The sequence below is a fragment of the Geomonas oryzae genome (assembly GCF_004117875.1).
GTDB classification, from domain to species: Bacteria; Desulfobacterota; Desulfuromonadia; order Geobacterales; family Geobacteraceae; genus Geomonas; species Geomonas oryzae.
This window is the reverse complement of sequence record NZ_RAHW01000001.1, coordinates 1,027,614-1,044,724: the sequence shown is the minus strand read 5'-3', so window position 1 is coordinate 1,044,724 and position 17,111 is coordinate 1,027,614. Positions and strand designations below refer to the sequence as shown.

The following is a 17,111-nucleotide window of genomic DNA, read 5'->3' as shown; positions in this document are numbered from 1 at the left end:
CACCTCACAGCCAGCGCTTCCTTCTGAAATAGATGAGCATGCCGCCGGCGATGGTGAGGCAGAGGATGAAGACCATGGGGTACCCGAAGCTCCAGTCCAGCTCGGGCATGTTTTTGAAGTTCATGCCGTACCAACCCACCACGAAGGCGAGCGGCATGAAGATGGTGGCTATGATGGTGAGCACCTTCATCACCTCGTTCAGCCGGTTCGAGACGCTCGAGAGGTAGATGTCCAGCATGCCGGAGAGCATGTCCCGCAGGGTCTCCAGGGTGTCCAGCACCTGGACGGTGTGGTCGTAGAGGTCCCTTAGGTAGATGATGGTGGCGTCGTCGATGAGCCGGGAGTCGCGCCGCTGCAGGCCGCTCACCACCTCGCGCAGCGGCCAGACCGCCTTGTGCAGGAAGAGCATCTGCCGCTTCAGGTGGTAGATGGACTGCACCGTGGCAGGGGCGGGATTTTCGATCACCTCGTCCTCGAGGTCCTCGATCCGGTCGGCGAGCTTCTCGAGCACCAGGAAGTAGTGGTCCACGATCACGTCCAAAAGGGCGTGCAGCAGGAAGTCCGCCCCCATGCCCCTCAGCCGCGCCTTCTCATTGCCGAGCCGGTTGCGGACCTGCTCGAACACGTCCCCCTCCAGCCCCTCCTGAAACGAGATGAGGTAGTTTCGCCCCAGGACCAGGCTCACCTGCTCGCTCTTGATCTCCCCCGTCGCGTCGTCCAGTTCGATCATCTTCAAGACAACGTAGAGGTAGTCCCCGTAGTCGGCGGCCTTCGGGCGCTGGTCCGTGGCAAGGATGTCCTCGAGGACCAGCGGATGGATGCCGTAGCAACTCCCGAAGTGCCTGAGTACCTCCAGGTCGGAGAGCCCCTCCACGTTGACCCACGAGACGGTCGGTGCGTCCGGCCGGATCAGGCAGCGGTCCAGGGAAGAGACCACGTGCTTCTCGAGGTGGGTCGCGTCGTATTCCACCAGGTCCACCCTGGTGGCGCCCGCCTTGGCGCGCCCCATATGGATCAGCGTGCCCGGCGCAAGGCCCGCCTTTTTCGAGCGCTTCTTTATGGATGTCATGGGAACCCCGGTTCTATGTTCCAGGTGCTATGTTCCGCGCGGTACTTCAGGGGGCGATGCCGGCGAGCTTCATGATCCTGTCCCACTCTTCCTTGCGCACCGGCTGGACCGACAGGCGGCTGCGGTTCAAGAGAGCCATCTCCGAGAGTTCCGGGATGGTCTTCAGCTCCGCCAGGGTCACCGGCCGCGGCAATGCGCGCACGAAGCGTACGTCCACCATGAACCAGGTCGGCTTTTCCGGATTGCTGCGCGGATCGAAGTACTTGCTTGCGGGGTCGAAAGCGGTGAAGTCGGGATACCCTTCCCGCACCACCTCGGCGAGCCCCACGACGGCGGGCTCCGCGATGTTGCTGTGGTAGAAGAGGACCTGGTCACCGACCTTGATCTGGTCGCGCAGGAAGTTGCGCGCCTGGAAGTTGCGGACCCCGTCCCAGTGCTCGGTGGCATCGGGACGGCTTTTGAGATCGTCGAGGGAGAAACTGGAGGGTTCGCTCTTGAAGAGCCAGTAGTTTGGCATGTCTTGTGTTCCTTTCATTGTGCTCCTCACTTCGTTTTCTTCCTTTTCAACCGCTTCAGCAGTTCCTCCGCCGACAGCGTGTTCAGCACGTCCTCCCGCTCGAGCCAGCCGCGCTGTGCCACGGAAATTCCCCAAGGCAGAGTCTCGAACTGCAGCTTCGCGTGCGTGTCCGTGTTGATGGCGATCTTCACGCCGAGTTCCTTCGCGCGGCGCACGTAGCGGTCCTCGAGGTCGAGCCGCAGGGGATAGGCGTTGATCTCGAGCGCCGTCCCGGTCTCCTTCGCGACCTGCAGCACCTCTTCCATGTCGAGCTGGTACCCCTCACGTTCCCCGATGATGCGGCCGGTCGGATGCGCGATGATGTGCACGTGCGGGTTGCGCATGGCGGCCACGATGCGCGCCGTCATCGCTTCCTTCGTCCCGTTGAAGCCGGAATGGATCGATGCCACCACCACGTCGAGCTTCGCCAGCACCTCGTCGGGAAAATCAAGGGAGCCGTCATTGCGGATGTCCATCTCGGTGCCGTGCAGCACCCGGAAACCGACGAGCTCCCGGTTCAGTGCCCGGATCTCCGCCTGCTGCTCCATGAGGCGCTCCACGGTGAGACCGCGGGCGACGCCGAGCCCCTGGGAATGGTCGGTAACAGCGATGTAGGAGAGCCCCCTGAGCCGGGCGGCCTCGACGAGCTCCGCGATGCCGTGGGCGCCGTCGCTCCAACGGGAGTGGACGTGGAGGTCCCCCTGCACATCCTGCGCGGTGATCAGTCGCGGCAGCCGCCCCTTGAGCGCCGCCTCGATCTCACCTAAGTCCTCGCGCAAAACCGCAGGGACGAAGGAAAGCTCCAGCAGGCGGTAGATGTCCTCCTCGTTCTCGCCCCCGAGCCGGGCGTTGTCCTCCTCGCGAAAGATGCCGTACTCGTTGATCTTCAGCCCACGTTTCTGCGCCATCTCCCTCAAGCGAACGTTGTGGGACTGGCTACCGGTCAGGTAGGCGAGCGCCGCGCCGTACGAGGCTGGCTCGACCACGCGCAGATCCACCTGCACCCCCTCCCGAATCGTGACGCTGGCCCGGGTCGGTCCCCTCATGATCACGTCGTGCACCTGGGTGAGGCCGAGAAAGGCCTCCATCACAGCCGCGGGATCGGGAGAGGTGGCGACGATGTCGATGTCCTTGATGGTATCGCGGCGACGCCGGATGCTCCCGGCCACCTCGATGCGCTCGATGGGCGCCTTTTCTTTAAGCGCCGCCACCAGCTCTTCGGCCGCCGGCAGCATGCGCCCGAGCGGCTGGCGCTCGCGCCCCCGCTTCACCGCCTGTATCCCCTTGAGAATGTTCTCCTCGGTCTTCTCTTTTATCCCCTTGATGCCGCTCAAGCGGTGTTCCAGGGCGGCCTTCTCCAGCTCTTCGAGGCTCGCTATCTGCAGGGCGTCGTAGATCGCCTTGGCGGTCTTCGGGCCCAGGTCCGGGACGGCCAGCATGTTGAACACCCCCGCCGGGATCTCCTTCTTCAGTTGCTCGTAGTAGGCCATGGCGCCGGTCTGCAGGTATTCCTCTATGCGCGCCGCGAGGTCCGCCCCCACACCCGGGATCTCCAGGAGCTCCTTGTGCGTCATCTGGGCGAGGTCGCGGTTCAGCCCTTCAAGGTTCAGGGACGCCCTGCGGTAGGCCCTGATCTTGAAGATGTTGTCCTGCCGGATCTCCATGATGTCGGCGATCTCATCGAAGATCCGCGCTATCTCGCGGTTTTTCATACGGACCTCCCCCCTCCCTAGCCCTCCCCCTCCGGGGGAGGGGACGCTGCACGAACGATCAAGGCGGGTGGTGCGATGCGATTTCGTCTCCGTCGTCTAGCTCAGTGCCCGGCCTGGTCGCCCCAAAGCTCCTTCAGCCTGTGGTCGCGGCCGCAGCTCAAGCGGTAGTAAGAGTACCGCAACGGGTTCTTCTTGTAATAGTGCTGGTGATATTCCTCGGCCGGATAGAACTCAGTCGCCGGTACGATCTCGGTCACGATCGCCCCCCTGAACGGCTTGTTCGCCTCGAGGGCCTGCTTGGACTTGAGCGCCAGACGGCGCTGCTCCTCGTCGTGATAGAAGATGGCGCTGCGGTACTGGTGTCCTGAGTCGCAGAACTGGCGGTCCTTGGAGGTCGGGTCGATGTTGTGCCAGAAGCGCGTGAGGAGCTTGTCGTAACTTATCTTCCCGGGATCGTAGATGACCTGCACCGATTCGGCGTGGCCGGTGCCTCCCGCGGAAACCTCCTCATAGGTCGGGTTCCTGGTATGTCCGCCGGTGTACCCGGAGGTGACGGAAACCACCCCCGGCAGTTCGTCGAAGGGGTGCTCCATGCACCAGAAGCACCCCCCGGCGAAGGTCGCCTTCTGCAGCGGGGCGGCCGGCAGCGAACCCGCCGCCGTCAGCAGGAACAGGAAGGCAAGCGTCACTGCAGTCAGAGTTTTCATAGTCGTCTCTCCAAAACAGCCTTCAGCTACTTGGTCGCCACGAACTGCAGCGCCGCTGAGTTCATGCAGTAGCGCAGCCCGGTCGGCTTCGGACCGTCATTGAAGACGTGACCCAAATGCCCGCCGCAGCGGCGGCAAAGGACCTCGGTCCTGGTGGAGAAGAAGCTTCTGTCCACCGCCGTCTTCACGTTCTCCGGCGCGATGGGACGGGTGAAGCTTGGCCACCCGGTGCCCGACTCGAACTTGTCCTCCGACTTGAACAGGTCGAGCCCGCACCCGGCGCAACGGTAAACCCCGTGGTCATGGGTCGTCGCGTATTTGCCGGTGAAGGCGCGCTCGGTCCCTTTCTCACGGAGGATGTGGTACTGCTCCGGAGTGAGTATCTTCTTCCATTCCGCGTTGGTCTTTACTACCTCTTCAGTCATGATATAACTCCCCTTTTCCGCGGAGTACACTTTGAGCTTGGAAGCGGCGTCGGCCTCGATACCTAATGCCGTCGCCAGAAAGAACAAAAAGCCCATTATCAGTCCGGCCTTCTTCATGGCGTCTGCCTCCTCTACACTGTTGGAACGTCTTCTGTTGCACAGACTCAGGATAACATACGGCGTCAATTATTGCATGGCAGCTCCGGACTGAAGATTCATCGCTCTTTGCCGAAGAGTAATGCCAGTTTGGGGTTGAACAGGGAGAGCTTATCCTGAATAATAGGTAACGCTGCAAGTCAGCATCTGGAGGGAAGATGAAGGCGCTTCTGGCATTATTGCTGCTCACGTTTTCGGCCACCGCCGCGTCGGCCGACATTTACACCTGGAAAGACAACAAGGGAACCAGGTTTTACACCAACAGCCTGCACGAGATCCCTGCGAAGTACCTGAAAAAGGCTCGGGTCCTGGACGTGGCCACGGGCAAGCTGGGTGGCCTCGCCACCGCGCAGCCCGCTGCACCGGCGCAACCGGTGGCGTCCGCCACGGCAAGGGCGCCACTGGCGCTGCCGGCTCCGGCGACCGCGCAGCCTGCCGCACCGCCCACCGCGGCCCCCTCACCAGATCCTGCCGCAGCCGCTGCCGGGCAACCGGCGACGCCCCCGCCTGGGCCGGCCGCTGTAGCTCAGCCTCAGCCGGCACCGCAGCCGCAGGCGACCACGCCATCCTCTCGCCGCCCCACCAGCTTCGCCGAACGCCGGGCGGCCCGCAGGGCGCGGATCAACGCGGCGGACGAATAATACGCCCCGGAGGAACCCCGTGAAGAGATCCATGGCACCGGCAATCCTGCTTCTTTTGCTGACCGGCACCGCCGGCGCGGAGGAACTCTTTTGCCGCGGCAACATCTTTAGCACCCAGGGGGAAGGGATCGTGGCGCGCAAGCACCGCTTCGAGGTGGCCGACGTCACCGGAAGCGACGTGAACGCGGTCCTCGCCCAATGCAAGATCATCGCGCGCGAACGCCAGGCAAGGGCGGCGCGCAAAAATCCCGGCGGCAATTTCAGGGCGGTCTCGGAGGTGGAGCTGCACTGCACCAGGGGGACGGAAAGCTTCGAGGTGCACCGCTCGCTGCAGACCTTGCCTTAGCACCTCATCCGAATAGTCGTAACTGCGGTCAAAACGGGAGCCCCATCGGGCTCCTTTTTTTTAAACTATGTTACTATTTACTCTTAATTTGAAATTCCACCCGTTGCTGCCGATAAGTCCCACATGCCGCTTGGCGATAAAGACAAGCAGAACGGACGCTTACCCCGCAAGCTCTGAAAATCCATAGCCGCATCAGAGGAGATCGTGATGAACATTCATGAGTATCAGGCCAAGGAGATACTGAATGCGTACGGCATCCCTATCCCGCGTGGCCGCGTGGCGCTCACCGCCGATCAGGTGGAACGAGCCGCCAAAGAGATGGGAGGCCGCTGCGTCGTCAAGGCCCAGATCTACGCCGGTGGCCGTGGCAAGGCAGGCGGCGTCAAGCTGATCCACCATCCCGAACAGGCACAGGAATACGCGAAGGAGCTTTTCGGCAAGACCCTCGTCACGCCGCAGACCGGTCCGGAGGGGCTCAAGGTGCGCCGCATCCTCGTGGAGGAGGCGGTGGACATCGCGCGCGAGTTCTACCTCTCCATAACGCTGGACCGCAGCAGTTCCCGCTACGTCCTGATCGCCTCCGCCGAAGGGGGGATGGAGATCGAGGAGGTCGCCAGCAAGACCCCGGAGAAGATCCACACCCTCACCATCGATCCCTTCACCGGTCTCAGGTCCTATCAGGCGCGGTGGATCGCACTGCAACTGGGGCTCTCAGGCAGCGTCTGCGAGGACTGCGTCAACCTGATCCTCAACCTCTACCGCGTCTGCCTGGAGAAGGACTGCGCGCTCGTGGAGATCAACCCGCTGGTCGTGACGCGGGCCGGATGGCTCATGGCGATGGACGCGAAGATCACCTTCGACGACAACGCCATCTTCAGGCACCGCGAGTACCCCGACATGATGGACTACTCGCAGCTCGACCCGCTCGAAATCAACGCCGGCAAGTACGACCTCGCCTACATCAAGCTCTCCGGCTCGATCGGCTGCCTGGTGAACGGCGCCGGGCTTGCCATGGCCACCCTGGACGTCCTGAAGGAGTACGGCGGCGAGCCCGCGAACTTCCTCGACGTCGGCGGCGGCGCCACCCGTGAAAAGGTCGCCGAGGCCTTCAAGATCATCCTGCAGGACGCCGACGTGAAAGGGATCTTCGTCAACATCTTCGGCGGCATCATGCGCTGCGACGTCATCGCCCACGGCATCATCGAGGCGGCCGGCGAGGTGAACTGCACCCTCCCCATCGTGGTGCGCATGGACGGCAGCCAGGTCGAGGAGGGGAAACGCCTCCTCACCGAGAGCGGCCTGAACGTCCAGTGCAGCGACAACCTGGGCGACGCGGCCTCCAAGATCGTGGGTATGCTTGGATAGCTCCCCCCAAAGGGGTAGGGATCGAAACTTCAGGGAGATAGCGACATGTCCATACTGGTAAATAAATCCTCGAAAATCGTGGTCCAAGGGATCACAGGCCGCAGCGGGCTCTTCCACACCCAGCAGTGCCGCGAGTACGGCAGCAACATCGTCGCGGGGGTGACTCCGGGCAAAGGCGGGATCCACATCGAGGGGATCCCGGTTTTCAACACGGTGGCCGAGGCCGTGAAATACACCAACGCCAACGTATCCATGATCTTCGTTCCGCCCCCGGGCGCGGCGGATGCCATCCTCGAGGCGGCTGACGCGGGGCTCGAGCTCGCCGTCTGCATAACCGAGGGGATCCCGGTCCGGGACATGGTCCCGGTGAAGGCGATCCTCAAGCAGAGCAAGATGCGCCTTGTCGGCCCCAACTGTCCCGGCGTCATAACCCCCGGCGAATGCAAGATCGGCATCATGCCTGGCCATATCCACAAACCCGGGAGCATCGGCGTCGTCTCGCGCAGCGGCACGCTGACCTACGAGGCGGTGAAGCAGCTCTCCGACGCGGGCCTCGGCCAGTCCACGGGCGTCGGGATCGGGGGAGACCCCATCATCGGCATGAACTTCGTCGACGTGCTCAAGCTCTTCAACGAGGACCCGGGTACCGAAGGGGTCTTCATGATAGGCGAGATCGGCGGGGCCGCTGAGGAAGAGGCGGCGCACTGGATCCAGGAGAACATGAAGAAGCCGGTGGCCGCCTTCATTGCGGGGGTGACCGCCCCGCCGGGCAAGAGGATGGGGCACGCCGGCGCCATCATCACCGGCGGCAAGGGGAAGGCGGAAGACAAGATCCGCACCCTTACCGAGTGCGGCGTCATCGTGGCATCGAGCCCGACGAGGATGGGAGAGGCGATGCAGATGGCGATGGCGGCGAAAGGGAAGGAAAAAGGATAACCGACCCGGCGACGTTACATGTACAGAGGGGCACTCAGCATCGGCTGGGTGCCCCTTTTTTTGCATTATTTTCCTCTAACTCCGTTGTTATCCTTGAAGAAACGTTCAAGTTCGAACCTCCTCCCCCGATAAGAGCCATGTCCGTTAAAGGATCACTGCTAGGCGTGAGGAACTGTTTCATTGGCAGCGGCTGCAACGCAAGGAGATGGAAATGACTCAAATCTGGAACTACTACCTAAACCTCACCATCAAATTCAGGCTGAGCCTCTTGTGCTTTTGCTACAGCCTCTGTCTCATCGCGGCAGCATGGGCAGCCCAGGCAGACTCGATCATCATCAAGTACGGCTCCGTCGCACTTTTCATCGTGCTGGGGGGGATCTTCGGCTGTATCAACATCTGGTCGATCAGGACTCCTCTGGTAAGGGCGGTCGGCTACCTGGAGACCATGGCGCAGGGCGATCTGAGCGAGGAAATCGTCATCAACCGCCGCAACGAGATCAGCCAGATGCTGCGTGCCCTGCAGAAGCTGCAAGGCTCGATGCGCGGCATGATCGCGGGGATTCAGCAAACCGCCGATCACCTGACCAGCGCCTCCAACGATCTGAGCAGCACCTCTACCATGATCGCCCAGGGAACCGAGCATGCCTCGCACCAGTCGCACTCGGTCTCGAGTGCGGTCGGGGAAATGGCCGGGGTGAGCAACAACATCGCCGAGAGCTGCCAGAAGATGGCCGAGCGCGCCGGCAGCACCAACAGCGCCACCAGCAAAGGGGAAGAGACCATCGCCCGGATGATCGCGGTGATGGATGAAATCGAGACGATGGTTACCGGTACCGTCGAGGCGGTGAAAGCACTGGGGACCAACTCCGACAAGATCGGCGACATCGTGGTGGCCATCCAGGACATCGCCGATCAGACCAACCTCCTGGCACTGAACGCCGCCATAGAGGCGGCGCGGGCCGGAGAGCAGGGGCGCGGCTTCGCCGTCGTGGCGGACGAGGTGAGAAGGCTTGCCGAGCGGACAACCTCGTCGACCAGGGAAGTCCAGACCATCATCGCATCGCTGCAGGGGGATGTAAGAAACGTCGTGGGGCTCATGGAGCGGAGCGCGACGAGCGTCAGAAGCGGGACGGAAGACGTGCATCACTCCAGCCGGGCCATCGGCACCATCAAGGAACAGATCACCCCGTTGCTGGACGACGTATCCCAGGTGGCCACCGCCGCCGAGGAGCAATCCGCGACGACCAACGACATTTCCGAGAGCATGCGACAGATCATGGACGTGGTGCGTGAGACGGCGAGCGGAGCCCAGGAGTCGGCCCTCGCCGCCGAGGAACTCGCCCGCTCCGCACAGTCGCTGCAGGAGATGGTGAACCGGTTTAAAACCAATTGACGACGTAAAGCGAAGAACCTGGGCGACAACTTAGCCGCAAACAAAAATGGGGGATGGACCGCCGCCGAAAGGCATCGCAGTCATCCCCCTTGTTTTTGCTCCCGAGGCACAGCGGGTTTAGTTGTCAATTGTCAATGGTCCATTGTCAATTGATCACACATGGAACTTGCGCGCCAGGTCGTTGTCGATTACGTACACGCAGATCTCCTTGGCGCACTGCTTGGTGTACTTGAACTTCTCGGAGCTCAGGTTGTTGATCAGGAAGGTGACGTCGTCGCGGATCCTCTTGTCGTAGGTCTTGAAGGCCTCGGTGTCGAAGTCCTTGATGGCGCGGCGGAAGTTCGCGTTCTCTAGGAACGGCTCGAGCACCTTTTCCTTCAGGTTGAAGACGTAGCGGTCGTGCAGCGACTGGTATAGCTGGGTCTCCTGGGCCCTTCTCCCCTCGACCATGATTTCCTGCGTCAGGGTCCGGCCGGTGTATTCGCGCTGGGTCTCCTGGCGGAAGGCGAGACGCGCCTCGTCCTCCACCTTCGCCCCCAGGAGGCGCCGCTCGATCGAGGCCAGGAACTCCTCGGTGATCTCGAGCTTCTCGCCGGTGAAGCGGCAGACCTCGACGGCGCCCGGCTCGAAGTTCACCGCGAACATGTAGTGCAGGATGTCGCGCTCGATCTGCGCCTCGTTGTAGTAGTAGAGCGCCTCCTTCACCTCCTGGAGCACCACGTAATCGTAGTTGTGCACGAGGCTCTCCATAAAGCCGTCCGGGATCGACTCCTTGAGTTCCTTGTGCCATCTCGTGAAGAAGGTGGACAGGTTGTTCATGTTGATCATCTTGTCCTTGCGCGCGTAGGCGGCGTAGAAGTCGGAGAAGATCTTGATCGACTCGCGCCCCGAGAAGCCGTGGTCCCCTTCGTGCTCGCTCTCGGCGATGATCTTCTTCCTCCGCTTCGCGTTCAGCCTCTTCCTGTCGTCTTCGGAGAGCCAGTCCGGGATGTGGCCGGTGTAGATCTCCATCTTCAGGATCTGCAGGTTCTCGTCGCAGTAGAGGCGGTACTTCTCCGGGTCCCCGATCCATTCCAAAAGCGCGTCGGACTTCACGTTCATCCTGGTGGAGATGATGACCCGGGCGAAGTTGTGCAAAACCCGCGGCAAAAAGCTCGCATCGATGTGCTTGCCGAAGATGTTGCGGTAGATCTCCACCTCGGTGTTCAGGTCCATGACGTAGGGGATGTTGATGAACTCGATGCGGTCCGAGAAGGACTGTACCCCCTCGATGCTCCGCTCGTCCTCGGGGTTCATGAGAGCGATGAAAAGGCTCCTCACGTTCTCCTCGATGTCCTCCACCTTGTGGATCCCCTCGCTGATGATGTTGTGCAGTTCGAGGAGCCGCTCCGCGTTGTGAGACTTAACGTCCATGAGGGCGTAGATGCCGTTGTTGGTCTTTGCGAAGTTCGAGAAGAGGTACTTCACCTCGTTGCTGTCCCCTAAAAGGAGATCGATCTTCCTCTGCAGCATGTCGTTGGTCAGGATGTTCTGTTTCATCGACTTGTCGCCGGGGTTGAAGACCGTGATCCCCTCGCCGAGCCTGCGGTTGAAGCGGTAGGGACGCACCTTGATCATGCTGAAGATCTCGGCCGGGTCCTCGAGCCGCGCAGAGAGTGCCTGGAAGATGGAGGTGCAGATGGTGCACGGGGAGTCGCGGAAGACCCAGTCGTACTCCTTCTCGGTGAAGAGCTTCCACTTGAAGGAATCGTTCTGGAACAGGTCGTCGAAGAAGGCCCGGCGCTGCGCCTTGTCGATCATGAGGAGCGGGCTGTCGTGCGACGGGCAGGGGACCTCGACGACGTCGCCGCCGCGCAACAGCGCCCGCGGGTCGATGTGGTCGTGGGTTTCCAGTTCGTATTCGTCCAGAAGGTGCGAAAGCTTCTCGACGAAGGCGCTCACCTGGTGCTCCTTGAAGCTCGCCAGGACGCGGCGGTCGAGGTGCCACACCACCTCGTAGGTCTTCCCCTCCTCGGTGCTCGCGTACTCCTCGAACTTCATCAGGAGGTTGTTCAGGAAGGTGCTCTTGCCGGAGCCCGGCGGCCCCTCGAAGATGTAGATCTTGTTCTGGCGCGCCCCGCTCTTCATGGCGGCCACATGGTTCATGAAGCGGTTGGCGAACAGGCGGTCCGCGAAGAAGGGGCGGTCGGAGTCGCGCACGAAGAGTTTCCCCGTGTCGTACGGGACGAAGTTGATGGACTCCGGGTCTTCGGGATACTCGTCGTTCCCTTCGTTCACGTAGCTCTGCACCATGTCGTGGAAAAGCTGGAAGATGTTGCGCATCACCCGTTCCGGCTGCTCCGTGGCGAGACGCATATACTCCTCGAACGACATGTTCGCCGCCTTCTTGTGCTCGACGATGGTGCGGCTCAACTGCTTCATGACTGTCTCTAGATCTGGCATAGCTTATCCGCCTGTCACAGTTCCTGCCGGCTGAGAACCTTGTCCTTCATGGTGTAGACCACCCGCTGCCAGGTGATGTCCGCTTCTTCCATCCCATCACGCCCTGCGCCGCCGCGCGGCTGCTCGATGTGCGCCTCGCTCGTTTCGAGCTGCACCGGCGCCCCCCAAAGGTATTCGATCCCCACCATGGTGTTGGCGATGTACTCGGAAACGAGCTGCTTTCCTTCGAAATGATGCACCAGATAAAGGCTCCCCTCCTCGCCCCGCTCCGGCGCGATCTCGATGTGGGGCGGGTGGTAAAGCGAGGCGAGCACCATGTCGCGATACTCCCCGGCGTCCCGGCTCTTCACGTAGTACTGCCAGACCATGCGCTGCGGGTCGAGCCTTTTGCCGGTCACGAAAAGGTCGTAGCGGTCGGTGAAGTCCTGGTCGATGAAGTCCTTGATGAAGAGGTAATCGCAGTAGTTGCTCCTGATCTTGAAGAGGTACTCTTCCCCCTTGCCGGCTTCGGTATCGAAGTGCCGCCTCTGCTCGCGGTCCGAGAGACGGTTGAACTCGTAACCGGTCTTCCCCTTGTCCCCCGCCTCCTTCAGCTGGTACATGAGGCGCATGCCGAGCGCATACGGGTTCATCCCCACCCGCGGCATCGAGGTGACCCCGGCGTGAACGCGGGCGAAGTCGACCTCGTGCCCCTTGATGCGGTCATCGACGAGGAAGAGCTTCTCGTGCCAGTAGCTCGCCCACCCCTCGTTCATGATCTTGGTGCGGATCTGCGGCTGGAAGAAGATCGAGGTCTTTCTCACCACCTCGAGGACGCTGCGCATCCACTGGTTCTCGTCGCGGGCGAGGAACTCCGAGTTCTCGATCAGGAACTTCATGAGGTCGCGGCGCTCCACCCTTTTGACGTTCTGCGCCTTGGCGAAATGCGCTTCCATTTCCGGGTACTTCGCGGTCACCTCGGCAAAGAAGATGCGCTCCCCCTCTTCCCTGTTCTGGGCGATGGCCTCGTTGTAACGCGCCACCTCTTTCAGGTAATCGCCTACCGGGAGCTTTTTCTCCACCTGCAAGAACACGTCGAAGTAGTAGTCGAGCCGGCTCGAGGTGGCGGCCTCCGGCGCCGCGAAGAGCGGGGAAAGCTCGTCGTGGTAGGCCACGAGGTTGTCGATGGAGCGGGCGAACTCGAGGATGTAGTCGACCCAGCGCCCCTTCTCCGCTCTCAGCTTCGCGATGACCCGTTTGTCGGAAAGGGCCTGACCGGTGAAGTCGTACTCCCAGGTGTGGCGGAAGTAGAGGTTGTTCTGGAAGAAGTCGATGTGTCCCAGCACGTGATAGAAGATCATCACGTTGAGCCAGTCCGGGTTGTTGTCGTTGTAGAAGGAGATGGGGGGACGGGTATTGATCACCGTCTCGTAGGGGTTGTGCGGGTAGAGCTCGTACTCCCCCTTGCCGCGGAGCACCTCGACGTCGTGCACCCAGTAGTCGTAGAGCGTCGGGATCATTACCTTCGGGGAGAGCTCGATCAGGTCGCGGTTCGTGACGATGTACTCGAGGCTCTCGTCGGTGAAGGTGAGCCCGGCGGCCCGCGCCCGCTCCTTGCACCCTTCCATGATCGCTTTGGTATGTTGGTTGATGAGTTCCATGACTGCCTCTTACGAGATGAGTCGCTTGATCCCCTCGATGACCCTGGCCTCCTCGGCGTCCTCGTGCATGATGTCCATGCGCAAAAGGTCGGGCTTGTCGCGCAGGAGCCCGGAGTTCTCAAGGTAGCGCGCCACCTCGGTCCACTGGGTACCGGCGTGCTCGGCGATGGTGACCCCCATGCGGCTCACGTAGCTTAGGATCTTCACCAGCTCGGGGATCGACTTGTCGCCGCCGGTGTCCCAGTCGTCGCCGTCGGTGCCGTGGAATACGTAGATGTTGTAGTCGGCGGCAAGGTTTTCCTTCTCCACGATCTCGTTCACCAGGCGGTAGGCGCTCGCCACCTCGGTCCCCCCCGCCACGCGCGAGTTGTAGTAAGTGTCGAAGTCCGGCACCTCCTTCGCCTCGGTGTCGTGCAGGATGAAACGGGACTCCACCTGCCCCGCGTACTGGTACAAAAGCCAGCTGTAGATCATCACGTGCTGGGTTGCCACGAGCTCGGTCACCTTGCCCGCCATGGATCCGGAGTAGTCGCGCAGGAAGAAGACCATGGCCTGGGGCTCGTAATCCTTCTCCTGCGAGAAGATGCGGTAGACCTTGTCCCGCGGCGAGATGAGGAACCGGGTGGGATCGAGGTCGGCCGGGTCGGGCAGGTTGCCGAGCGAGATGTTTGTTTCGACGATCTTTCTGAGCGTCGCCTTCTTGTCCATCACCTGCCCCGAGCCGCGGTTGCGGTCGGTGAGATCGTAGATGTAGCGGGTGAAGGAGCGCTTCTTCCCTTTCTCTTTCAGGTTCGGGAGCTGGAACTGTTCGGTGAGCACCCGCCCGAGTTCGTAAGCCGAGGCGCCCATCTCGTGGGCCTCCCCCTCACCCTGGCCGGGCCCCTGCCCCGGTTCTTCGCCGGTCTCGCGCACCTTCTGCTCGCCGATGACCTCACCTTCCTCACCCTTGCCGGAGCCGCCGGTGGAGCCCCCCTCACCGGGAGGGCGGATGGTCGGGTCGTGAAGGAACTTCTCCTCTTCCGTCGAGGGGACGACGACGATTTTCCCTTTACCCGCCTTGCCCGGCTTGATAAGCCGCCCCACCCGGATCTTCCTGGGGAAGCCGTCCTTCTCGCGCTGCCGGTCCCTTTCCAGAAGATCGTCCAGCGCCTTCATGTGGAGCTGGTAAGGGTTCGGCACCCGCTCCTGCCCCATGAGGACGGCGAGGTCTTGCCAGGCGTAGAGGCTTCGGGAGAAGTCGGGGAAAGGACCGTGCCCGCGGTCAGGAGGGAACTCCCTCGTCACGCGCAGCTCCTCCCTGAAGCGTTCCTCGCGCTCGGGCTCGAGCCCCTTGGCCTTCAGCTCTTCGAGGTATTTTTGAGGATCTTTCATGGCGTCTGCCGCCTCTATAAAGGCGGGCGAATGATCATTCGCCCCTATCGTTTGCGTCCACCCCCTCGCCCTTCGGGAGAGGGGCAGGGGTGAGGGCATCAGTCCCCTGCAATCCGTCTCTTCGCGGCAACGCCCTCACCCGGCCTCCGGCCACCCTCTCCCGGGGGGAGAGGGATCGGGCTTTCGCCGGCATCACTGAGCTAGCTCTCGTCCTCCTGGGTGCAGAAGTACTCGATGGTCTTCTGGGCGCAGGTGCGGCAGTAGCCGAGTTTTCCTAGCATGGTGACGATCATCCTGTCGTAGAGCTTCTGGTTCTCCTCGTTGGTCCGGTTGGCCAGCGCCCCGATGAGGCTCCCGGCGCCGGCGATGTCGGATTTCAGCCGCACGTCGGTGACCGCCTTCACCAGCTCCAGGTTGTCCATGAAGTCGTAGCTCGGGTCCACCGAGATTTTCTGGCCGTAGATCTTTCTGATCGAGGTCCGGAACGAGGCACGCTGCTCCTCGGTCTTGAGGCCGATGCGCTCCTCGACGCTCTTCACGTAGCGCTCGTCGATCTTCAAGGCCTTCAGCTCGCCGCTCTGCGGGTCCTTGTACTTCCACATCCGGTCCGGCCCCAGGTTCTCGGCGTCGATGCCTATGATCATGTTGACGTAGTTCTGCACGTCCTTCTTGATCGCGAAAGGCTCGTCCATGTAGGCGTTGAACATCTCGGTCATGATCCGTTCGCGGTATAGCTTCTTACCGGTCTTCAGGTCTTCGAGGTACTTGGCCCGCTCGTTCGGCTCGACCACGTAGTCAAGCACCACCCGCTCGAGGCTCTTGAAGACGTCGTAGGCGACCATGCAGCGCCCCTCGTTGGTCTCCGAGCTCTCCTTCAAAATCTGGATGCTCCTCCCGAGGCTGCGGTGCCCGAGCCCGCGCTGCCCGAAGCGCTTGGTGATGTCCGGCTCCTGCCCGAGCGTGTCGATCACCTCGGCGAGCGCCTTGATGCTCTTCTCGCCGGCCACCTCGCCCGCGGCGAGCTTCATGGTCTCGATCGGGGTGAGTTTTTCCGATCTCGGGAGCCTGGTCAGCACGACCCCCACCGATGCCGCGTAATTGAGGTTCGGGTCCTGGTGCAGCTCTTCCTTGGTGAGGGTGGTCTTCGACTCGCCGCCGATGGCGTAAGCGGTGAGCCCCTCCTGCATCCGGTAATTGGTGTTGTGGGAGACGTAGCAGATGCGGCAGCGGTCGACGATCGGCGCCTCCTCCTTCTCCGCCAGGAACCGGTTGAACTCGGAGTTGTTGCTCGTCGCGATGATCATGGAATCGATGGGCCACTTGTACCCGTCGATCTCGATGGCGCGGTTCTGGATCACCCCCAAGTACACCTGCACCAGGTCCTTCTTGTTCTTGAAGATCTCATCCGAGAAGTGGATGCCGCCGCCCGCCACGCGGGCGAGTGCGCCGCGACGCAGGTCGAAGCGGTACGGGTTGTTGGTGTCGGAGAGGTGCAAGAGGCGCTGTATCGACTCCTCGCCGAGGAGGTCGACCGCCGAAGAGGTGATCTTGTCCTTGGCCGGGTACTTGCCGGTCAACGTGCCGAGGCTCTCGCTCATCGGGACCGGTAGCACCGCGATAGAGTCGAGCACCTTCTCGATGTCGTTGTCGTGGTGCATCCGGATCTCGTTCAGGATGTAGCCGGTGCTCGCGCCGAGCGGCCGGTAGTTCCGGTACAGGTTGTCCAGCTCGACCTCCGAGAACCCCTGCTCGCCGATGAAGCGGCGGCTCTCCTCCGGGTCCTCGAAGAGGTTCATGGCGAGGATCATGGGGTCTTCGTACGTCTCCGAGTCGATCTCCCGGATGCGGCCGTAGTTCCCGAGCTGATCCATGTTCAGGAACCTGAAGCTGTACTTCCGGTTGCGACCTTGCAGGAAGTTGCGGTACTTGCCGCAGAGAAACTCCACGAAGAAGGTCTTGCCGTTGCCCGGTTCCCCCACAAGTACGAACGCCATCTCCTTGCTGGAGCCACCTTCGGCCGCGTCCTTCACGAAGGAGACGAAGCTGTTGATCTCGTCGTACATGCCGATGGTGTGTTTGCGCCCGGTCCGGAAGATGTTGAAGTCGTAGGTCGTCTTGCCGTTCACGACGACCTTCTCGAACCCCGGCTCCAGGATCATCCTGATGATCCCCTGGAAGGCGTTTTCGAATACCCTTTCTCCCGCCTTGACGGCGGCCAGGTGCTGACGGAGCGTTTCGTTCTTCGCTGTCATGGTTCCCTCCGCGTGTTATTAAGCTGCGGTTTTTCCGTCTTAATTGATTTTGATATCCAAAAAAAATTATACGCCCGCCCCCTTTACTTTTGCAAAGTCT

The 17,111-nt window shown here is 61.7% G+C and carries 14 protein-coding genes; 5 read left to right on the top strand and 9 right to left on the bottom strand.

Translation table 11 applies throughout. The features are described from left to right. Positions 1-4: 4 nt before the first annotated feature. The 5 genes from corA to msrB form a co-directional block, all read right to left on the bottom strand. Complete coding sequence (gene corA / locus D6Z24_RS04615) at positions 5-1,069, bottom strand: magnesium/cobalt transporter CorA (protein WP_129125346.1); 1,065 nt, start codon at positions 1,067-1,069, stop codon at positions 5-7. 46 nt (positions 1,070-1,115) lie between these two features. Continuing rightward, positions 1,116-1,586, bottom strand: coding sequence for an EVE domain-containing protein (locus D6Z24_RS04610; RefSeq protein WP_129125345.1), 471 nt, complete (start codon positions 1,584-1,586; stop codon positions 1,116-1,118). A gap of 26 nt (positions 1,587-1,612) precedes the next feature. Continuing rightward, entirely contained in the window at positions 1,613-3,337 is a 1,725-nt protein-coding gene (gene polX, locus D6Z24_RS04605) for a DNA polymerase/3'-5' exonuclease PolX (RefSeq protein WP_129125344.1), read from the bottom strand. Between the two features lie 101 nt (positions 3,338-3,438). Continuing rightward, complete coding sequence (gene msrA / locus D6Z24_RS04600; RefSeq protein WP_129125343.1) at positions 3,439-4,044, bottom strand: peptide-methionine (S)-S-oxide reductase MsrA; 606 nt, start codon at positions 4,042-4,044, stop codon at positions 3,439-3,441. Between the two features lie 26 nt (positions 4,045-4,070). Beyond that, positions 4,071-4,586 carry a peptide-methionine (R)-S-oxide reductase MsrB gene (gene msrB, locus D6Z24_RS04595; protein ID WP_129125342.1) on the bottom strand — a complete coding sequence of 172 codons (516 nt, stop codon included), beginning with the start codon at positions 4,584-4,586 and terminating at the stop codon, positions 4,071-4,073. Between the two features lie 197 nt (positions 4,587-4,783). Here msrB and D6Z24_RS04590 point away from each other — a divergent pair, with 197 nt between their 5' ends. The 5 genes from D6Z24_RS04590 to D6Z24_RS04570 all read left to right on the top strand — a co-directional run bounded on the left by D6Z24_RS04590 (position 4,784) and on the right by D6Z24_RS04570 (position 9,306). Then, a complete protein-coding gene (locus D6Z24_RS04590) occupies positions 4,784-5,266 on the top strand; it encodes a DUF4124 domain-containing protein (RefSeq protein WP_129125341.1) in 483 nt (160 codons plus the stop codon). Positions 5,267-5,285: 19 nt separating this feature from the next. Further along, the gene (locus D6Z24_RS04585) at positions 5,286-5,612 is read left to right on the top strand and encodes a hypothetical protein (protein WP_246014557.1); all 327 of its coding nucleotides are present in this window, start codon (positions 5,286-5,288) and stop codon (positions 5,610-5,612) included. A gap of 207 nt (positions 5,613-5,819) precedes the next feature. Then, positions 5,820-6,977, top strand: coding sequence for an ADP-forming succinate--CoA ligase subunit beta (gene sucC / locus D6Z24_RS04580; RefSeq protein WP_129125340.1), 1,158 nt, complete (start codon positions 5,820-5,822; stop codon positions 6,975-6,977). A 45-nt stretch (positions 6,978-7,022) separates the two neighbouring features. Then, positions 7,023-7,913, top strand: a complete 891-nt coding sequence (gene sucD, locus D6Z24_RS04575) for a succinate--CoA ligase subunit alpha (protein ID WP_129125339.1) — start codon at positions 7,023-7,025, stop codon at positions 7,911-7,913. 211 nt (positions 7,914-8,124) lie between these two features. Next, positions 8,125-9,306, top strand: coding sequence for a methyl-accepting chemotaxis protein (locus D6Z24_RS04570; protein WP_129125338.1), 1,182 nt, complete (start codon positions 8,125-8,127; stop codon positions 9,304-9,306). Positions 9,307-9,459: 153 nt separating this feature from the next. Here D6Z24_RS04570 and D6Z24_RS04565 read toward each other — a convergent pair whose 3' ends face one another. The 4 genes from D6Z24_RS04565 to D6Z24_RS04550 all read right to left on the bottom strand — a co-directional run bounded on the left by D6Z24_RS04565 (position 9,460) and on the right by D6Z24_RS04550 (position 17,011). Further along, a complete protein-coding gene (locus D6Z24_RS04565; protein ID WP_129125337.1) occupies positions 9,460-11,748 on the bottom strand; it encodes a serine protein kinase PrkA in 2,289 nt (762 codons plus the stop codon). Positions 11,749-11,762: 14 nt separating this feature from the next. Continuing rightward, positions 11,763-13,388 (bottom strand): SpoVR family protein, encoded by a 1,626-nt coding sequence (locus D6Z24_RS04560; RefSeq protein WP_129125336.1) that lies wholly within the window; start codon positions 13,386-13,388, stop codon positions 11,763-11,765. A 9-nt stretch (positions 13,389-13,397) separates the two neighbouring features. After that, a complete protein-coding gene (locus D6Z24_RS04555; protein WP_129125335.1) occupies positions 13,398-14,759 on the bottom strand; it encodes a DUF444 family protein in 1,362 nt (453 codons plus the stop codon). Between the two features lie 200 nt (positions 14,760-14,959). Beyond that, the gene (locus D6Z24_RS04550) at positions 14,960-17,011 is read right to left on the bottom strand and encodes a serine protein kinase PrkA (protein WP_129125334.1); all 2,052 of its coding nucleotides are present in this window, start codon (positions 17,009-17,011) and stop codon (positions 14,960-14,962) included. Between the last annotated feature and the right edge of the window lie 100 nt (positions 17,012-17,111).

What these genes read in the sequence shown, in the direction of transcription:
- corA (WP_129125346.1), bottom strand. Translation starts at nt 1,069, where the DNA reads ATGACATCCATAAAGAAGCGCTCGAAAAAGGCGGGCCTTGCGCCGGGC.
- D6Z24_RS04560 (WP_129125336.1), bottom strand. Translation starts at nt 13,388, where the DNA reads ATGGAACTCATCAACCAACATACCAAAGCGATCATGGAAGGGTGCAAG.
- D6Z24_RS04610 (WP_129125345.1), bottom strand. Translation starts at nt 1,586, where the DNA reads ATGCCAAACTACTGGCTCTTCAAGAGCGAACCCTCCAGTTTCTCCCTC.
- msrB (WP_129125342.1), bottom strand. Translation starts at nt 4,586, where the DNA reads ATGAAGAAGGCCGGACTGATAATGGGCTTTTTGTTCTTTCTGGCGACG.
- D6Z24_RS04550 (WP_129125334.1), bottom strand. Translation starts at nt 17,011, where the DNA reads ATGACAGCGAAGAACGAAACGCTCCGTCAGCACCTGGCCGCCGTCAAG.
- sucD (WP_129125339.1), top strand. Translation starts at nt 7,023, where the DNA reads ATGTCCATACTGGTAAATAAATCCTCGAAAATCGTGGTCCAAGGGATC.
- sucC (WP_129125340.1), top strand. Translation starts at nt 5,820, where the DNA reads ATGAACATTCATGAGTATCAGGCCAAGGAGATACTGAATGCGTACGGC.
- D6Z24_RS04570 (WP_129125338.1), top strand. Translation starts at nt 8,125, where the DNA reads ATGACTCAAATCTGGAACTACTACCTAAACCTCACCATCAAATTCAGG.
- D6Z24_RS04590 (WP_129125341.1), top strand. Translation starts at nt 4,784, where the DNA reads ATGAAGGCGCTTCTGGCATTATTGCTGCTCACGTTTTCGGCCACCGCC.
- D6Z24_RS04555 (WP_129125335.1), bottom strand. Translation starts at nt 14,759, where the DNA reads ATGAAAGATCCTCAAAAATACCTCGAAGAGCTGAAGGCCAAGGGGCTC.
- polX (WP_129125344.1), bottom strand. Translation starts at nt 3,337, where the DNA reads ATGAAAAACCGCGAGATAGCGCGGATCTTCGATGAGATCGCCGACATC.
- msrA (WP_129125343.1), bottom strand. Translation starts at nt 4,044, where the DNA reads ATGAAAACTCTGACTGCAGTGACGCTTGCCTTCCTGTTCCTGCTGACG.
- D6Z24_RS04565 (WP_129125337.1), bottom strand. Translation starts at nt 11,748, where the DNA reads ATGCCAGATCTAGAGACAGTCATGAAGCAGTTGAGCCGCACCATCGTC.